Source organism: Roseiarcus sp. (genome assembly GCF_052145395.1).
GTDB lineage: Bacteria > Pseudomonadota > Alphaproteobacteria > Rhizobiales > Beijerinckiaceae > Roseiarcus.
The window spans coordinates 1-4,399 of sequence record NZ_JBKQOT010000617.1; the positions used below are offsets into that span (position 1 = coordinate 1).

Consider the following 4,399-nt stretch of genomic DNA (forward strand, 5'->3'; position numbering starts at 1 on the left):
CCGCTCTTTTACGTTGGCCTCGCGGCAGCAGGGATCGCTTTCTATTGGATTCCTGGTCGGCTGCGAGCGATCTATCTGCTCGCGCTGTCCTACGCATTCTACGCGTTGTCGAGCTGGGTTTACCTGCTGCTCCTGATCACCGCGAGCGCTACGACCTACGCAATCGGGCTCAGGATCGTGAGCGGCAAGAGCGACGAGGGGAGGTCGCGCCTGATGCTGCTCGGGGTCGCCTTCATCGTCGCGGCGATCTTTCGCCCGCCGCGTCCTTTGGCGTCGTCGCCCAGCAGGCTCGGATGGAGGGCGCTCCCATGAATGGCGCCGAGGCCTTGCGCACAATCTGCGCGAGCCTCGCCGCGGCGCTGGCGCTTTGCGCCTTGGCGTGCCTGCTTCCCGACAACCCGTATCAGCGCTGGCAACTCGCCGACCGCCCCCTGTTCGATACGCTTCAATGGGCCTACGAGCGAATTCACTTCGATGATCGTCCCATCGATGTGGTCGTCGTCGGGCCTTCCAGGACGTTTTTTGGCGTAAGTATGCCGGAGGTCGAGCAGCGGCTGTCCGAGCGGGGGCAACCGGTCCATGTCGCCAATTTCTCCGTACCCGGCGAGGGGCGCAATCTGCACTGGGCCGTGCTCGCCGAGGTCTTCAAGGTCAAATCGCCGAAGGTTGTCGTGGTCGGCGTCAGCGAACCGCGGACGGAATTCGGCCATCCCGAGTTCAAAAAGGTTGCTCCGGCGGCGGCGATTGCATTTCCGCCGGCTTCTTTGCTGCATAATTATGCCTATGATCTCGCCTTCCTCCCCGCTCGGCAGGCGCAGTTATTCTTCGCGCGGCTCTTTCCCGAATTGGCCGGCCTTCGCGACACGTTCGATCGGGAAGCTTATGCGCGAACGAAGTCGGATTACTCGACCGGTCATTTTGTCATAGAGGGAAAGGCGATTGACATGGCCGCCGAGGTGCCCGCCGACGTCCTTGATGCTGAACCTCTGCCCCGGCCGGACGACACCCGCATCTCCCGGCTGCTAATGCGGTGCTGCAATGACGGCGACGACCGGGTTTACCTCCGCGCAATCGCCGAACTGGCGAAAGCGCACGGGGCGCGGCTGATCTTCGTCTTCATGCCTAGCTACAAGGACACGGAACCCTCGAGCGACCGAGCGTTTCTCAGCCAATACGGCGCTGTGATCGACAACAGCGATCTGGCGCAGAATTCGGGGCTCTACTACAATCGCCAACATCTCAATCACGCGGGCGCCGTGATTGTTAGTGACAGAATTGCCTCGGTCATTGCCGAGCTGAAGACTTCGAAACTCGATTACGCCCCGTAATGCGACCGCCCTCGCGGACCCGTTGCTTTCGGGCGGCGCCCAGGAATTACAGCAGCCCGCCGGTCGCACGTAGGCGCGAGGCGAACTCGTTGATCACGTACCAGACGAAGTCGGGCGTCTCCTCGACCATGACGCGGAACGTCCGCTCGTCGAGCAGGGCGAGCTCGCAGTCCTCTTTCGCACGCGCGCTGTTGGCCCGAGGCTTCTTGTCGATGATAGAGAGCATGCAGAGGGGCTTGCCTTCGGGGATCGTCGCGACGGATTTGTCCCGCGTCGACATCTCGACGGAACCTTTCAGCACGATATACATGCAGGTCGCGGGGTCGCCTTCGCGGAACATCATGTCGCCGGCGCGGTAGTTCAGCACCAGGCCGCCCCGCTCGAGCGATTGGGCGGAAGTCGGTCTTTTCGTTGCCGTCGTGAAGGGCGCGGCAAGGCGGCCATCCGCCGATCTCGCGCTGTTCTGGGAGCGCCGATGCGCAGTTTCGTCACGACCGTCCGCCCGGCCCTCACCGCCGGCCTCATCGGAATCTTCGCACTTTCGCCGGCGCGGGCCGACCCGGACGCGGACAAGACGGCGATCGCGGCGCGGCTCAAGGCCTGGGCCGACGCGTTCAACGCCCGCGACGCGATTGAAGCCTGCGACATCTTCGCTCCTGATCTCCTATCGACTATGCGCGGCCGCGCCGACGAGGGGCGCGACGGCGTTTGCCGGCGGATCGCTTCGGCGCTCGCCGACCGCACGCGGACGATTCGCTACGCCCCGGACATCCAGGAGATCCTCGTCAGCGGCGACCTCGCATTCGTGCGGCTCGTCTGGTCGGTGACGGTCCAGCGCGGCCCTTCGCCCGCCGCCTCGAAAGAATCCGGCCTCGACGTCTTCCGCCGCGGTCCCGACGGCCGCTGGTCGATCATCCGCTTCCTCGCCTACTCCAACGCGCTGGACTAGATTAGAGCATGATGTCTTTAGGTTAAACCGGCCTCCATTATTGTGGCCAACCTCTGGGTGTCGAAGCGGCCGTCTGTCGACGGGCCCTGGCGACGAGTCCATCCACGATTCCAAAACAGCCGGTCGCCTGGATGCCGTCGGCGCGAGACATTTGGATTTCCCCGGGCGTCCGTGGAGCGAGGCCCATTCGGGCCCCATCCGGCGCCATTCAGTGCGCGTACGGCATGCGTTCGACAGGCGTTCGGCATGCGTTCGGCATGCGTTCGGCGCTGATTTGACCCTTTTATTCACCCGTGAATCGTGACCTTTCAATGCGTTACACTCGAGTTTGCGAAAAAATCTTCTCGCGAATCTTCTTTGTCATGCAACCCGTCCCCCGGGCAAACGGCCACTTCCCGTTTAGTTAAGGACGGCGTTGATCCGTTTGCGCTTCGTCTGAGGCTTGCACGAAGGGATCATACCGTAATTTCTGCTTTTCCACAATCAAAAGTCGCGCCATCGCGGCGGGGTCCGAAGGCCGGGGCAATGGTCGAGGGCCGTCGACTGAGGGTTTGACCGTCGCGACCCCATTTCATCGTGCTTTAAGGGGCGGCCCGGGCGCCTCAGAAGTGCGCGCTTTTAAGCGCGTACACTTGCCCCGGGGCCCATGGCCACATCGCCCGCACGAAGAAGGTGCGAGGCGTGACCCGTAATTTGTGCGGGCTAGCATCATCCAGCCGGCGCCGTAACAGGAGCGGACGAAGCGTGCGCCGGGGCGACGATGCTTGGCGTTCCTCCAATTAGGGCAGCCTCTGCGGCGCGCGACTGGTCGGGACCGGAGGGATTGATCAGCGCTCGCTGCTCCAGGCGACTGCTGATGACATCCCACACCTGACGGAGCCTCTGCACGTGTAGATCGTCCCGAATAAATCGAATAACCGAGTCCAGGTCCGAGGACGCGTCGAGCGTGACCGCGCTGTTGCCCTGCGTCACGGTCGACGGATCGAAGACTGAGTCGACCGCGCTGCGGGAGGTTGGAGCGGAATGTGCTTTTATCTGATTGTGTGTGAGAATCGACAGAAGTATTTCTCGTAGAGAATTATTATATATCGCGTGCTTAAGATCAAATATCGTTCGTATTTGGAGAGATTTTAATTGAGCCGCTACGCCAGGCCCCACCGCCAGTATCAATTGTGCTTGCGCAACCCAGTCGATCACCTCATATAGCCCGTACAGGGTTTCGACAAAAATCTGTATGGGATTCAAGGTCGCTAGGTTCTGCACATCGTAGATCTCAAATTCTTCAAGTCTCAATTTCATGAACGGGTCGATCCCGGCGATCGCGTCCAGAGGTACGTCTTCTTGTAATCTCTTGCTATCCTCGCTCACTCTTCTGGCCCTGATTGCTGGAACCCGGGCAACGAGGACGTCGATTGCGAGATTTGGATACAAACCCACAACGAAGGCGACAACGATCGCGATTTGACTGCCGTCAATGCCAATCGTGTGTCCAATCGGGTTAAGAAAATTTTCGATTCCGAATTGGTACAGCACCGCAGAAACAAACAAAGCCTGAAGCATATGGACAATAGCTTGGAAGAACGAGAGAGGAGACAGGTCGAAATTTGAAACTCGCCTGAAAAAATACTGAATCGTCTAAATGTAAGACGCCAGGAATGTATAGGTCAGCATGCCATAAAGACTATTTTGGCTCGGACTAGTAAGTGTATTGAGTTGAACCGCTAAGTAATTCATCCGAAGAAGAATATTCTCTACTGTGCTGCTGAAACGCCATGTAGAAGCACAAGCCACAAATAACCATGTAGATTATCACGGGTATCACATAATGCCATCCCGATTGATGCGACTGGTCAGGGTAGGGGCCTCCTTTAGTTAGATCGGGCCGCGCATTGTCGGGCCCATATTTAGACCGTGTCCCAATGCGTGGTGTAGCTCTTTGAGCATCGTCGTTCACCGGCATGGCCGGGGTGATCATCCGGCCACGGCGGGCAGGATGATGGGATTATCGCTGACGGGGGCGATCGTTTCCAGCGTCATGTATCGGGCGCGCTGGACGGCCCATTCGTCGTTTTGCTCCATCAGGATGGAGCCGACCAGCCGGACGATCGCGTCGTCGTTTGGG

Annotated in this window: 5 protein-coding genes and 1 pseudogene; 3 read left to right on the forward strand and 3 right to left on the reverse strand. The window is 59.6% G+C overall.

All coding sequences use genetic code 11. From position 1 onward, the window contains the following. Both ACLP25_RS21195 and ACLP25_RS21200 read left to right on the forward strand, forming a co-directional pair. A partial coding sequence (locus ACLP25_RS21195) for a hypothetical protein (protein ID WP_442471126.1) occupies positions 1 to 312 on the forward strand: 312 nt, incomplete at its 5' end. Continuing rightward, positions 309 to 1,328: a hypothetical protein gene (locus tag ACLP25_RS21200; protein ID WP_442471127.1), complete on the forward strand. Its 1,020-nt coding sequence runs from the start codon at positions 309 to 311 to the stop codon at positions 1,326 to 1,328. The genes ACLP25_RS21195 and ACLP25_RS21200, both read left to right, overlap by 4 nt. Before the next feature lie 46 nt (positions 1,329 to 1,374). Here the strand turns inward: ACLP25_RS21200 and ACLP25_RS21205 are convergent, their stop codons facing one another. Next, a complete protein-coding gene (locus tag ACLP25_RS21205) occupies positions 1,375 to 1,695 on the reverse strand; it encodes a cyclic nucleotide-binding domain-containing protein (RefSeq protein ID WP_442471128.1) in 321 nt (106 codons plus the stop codon). Positions 1,696 to 1,803: 108 nt separating this feature from the next. On the opposite strand from ACLP25_RS21205, the gene ACLP25_RS21210 reads away from it, so the two are divergent. Continuing rightward, positions 1,804 to 2,277, forward strand: a complete 474-nt coding sequence (locus ACLP25_RS21210) for a YybH family protein (RefSeq protein WP_442471129.1) — start codon at positions 1,804 to 1,806, stop codon at positions 2,275 to 2,277. A gap of 708 nt (positions 2,278 to 2,985) precedes the next feature. Here ACLP25_RS21210 and ACLP25_RS21215 read toward each other — a convergent pair. Both ACLP25_RS21215 and ACLP25_RS21220 read right to left on the reverse strand, forming a co-directional pair. Further along, positions 2,986 to 3,837: a hypothetical protein gene (locus ACLP25_RS21215; protein WP_442471130.1), complete on the reverse strand. Its 852-nt coding sequence runs from the start codon at positions 3,835 to 3,837 to the stop codon at positions 2,986 to 2,988. Positions 3,838 to 4,248: 411 nt separating this feature from the next. Continuing rightward, positions 4,249 to 4,399 (reverse strand): annotated as a pseudogene (locus tag ACLP25_RS21220) (IS256 family transposase); the annotation flags it as partial.

Excerpts from the sequence above, each read along its gene's own strand:
- ACLP25_RS21215 (WP_442471130.1), bottom strand. The coding sequence starts at position 3,837 with ATGCTTCAGGCTTTGTTTGTTTCTGCGGTGCTGTACCAATTCGGAATC.
- ACLP25_RS21210 (WP_442471129.1), top strand. The coding sequence starts at position 1,804 with ATGCGCAGTTTCGTCACGACCGTCCGCCCGGCCCTCACCGCCGGCCTC.
- ACLP25_RS21200 (WP_442471127.1), top strand. The coding sequence starts at position 309 with ATGAATGGCGCCGAGGCCTTGCGCACAATCTGCGCGAGCCTCGCCGCG.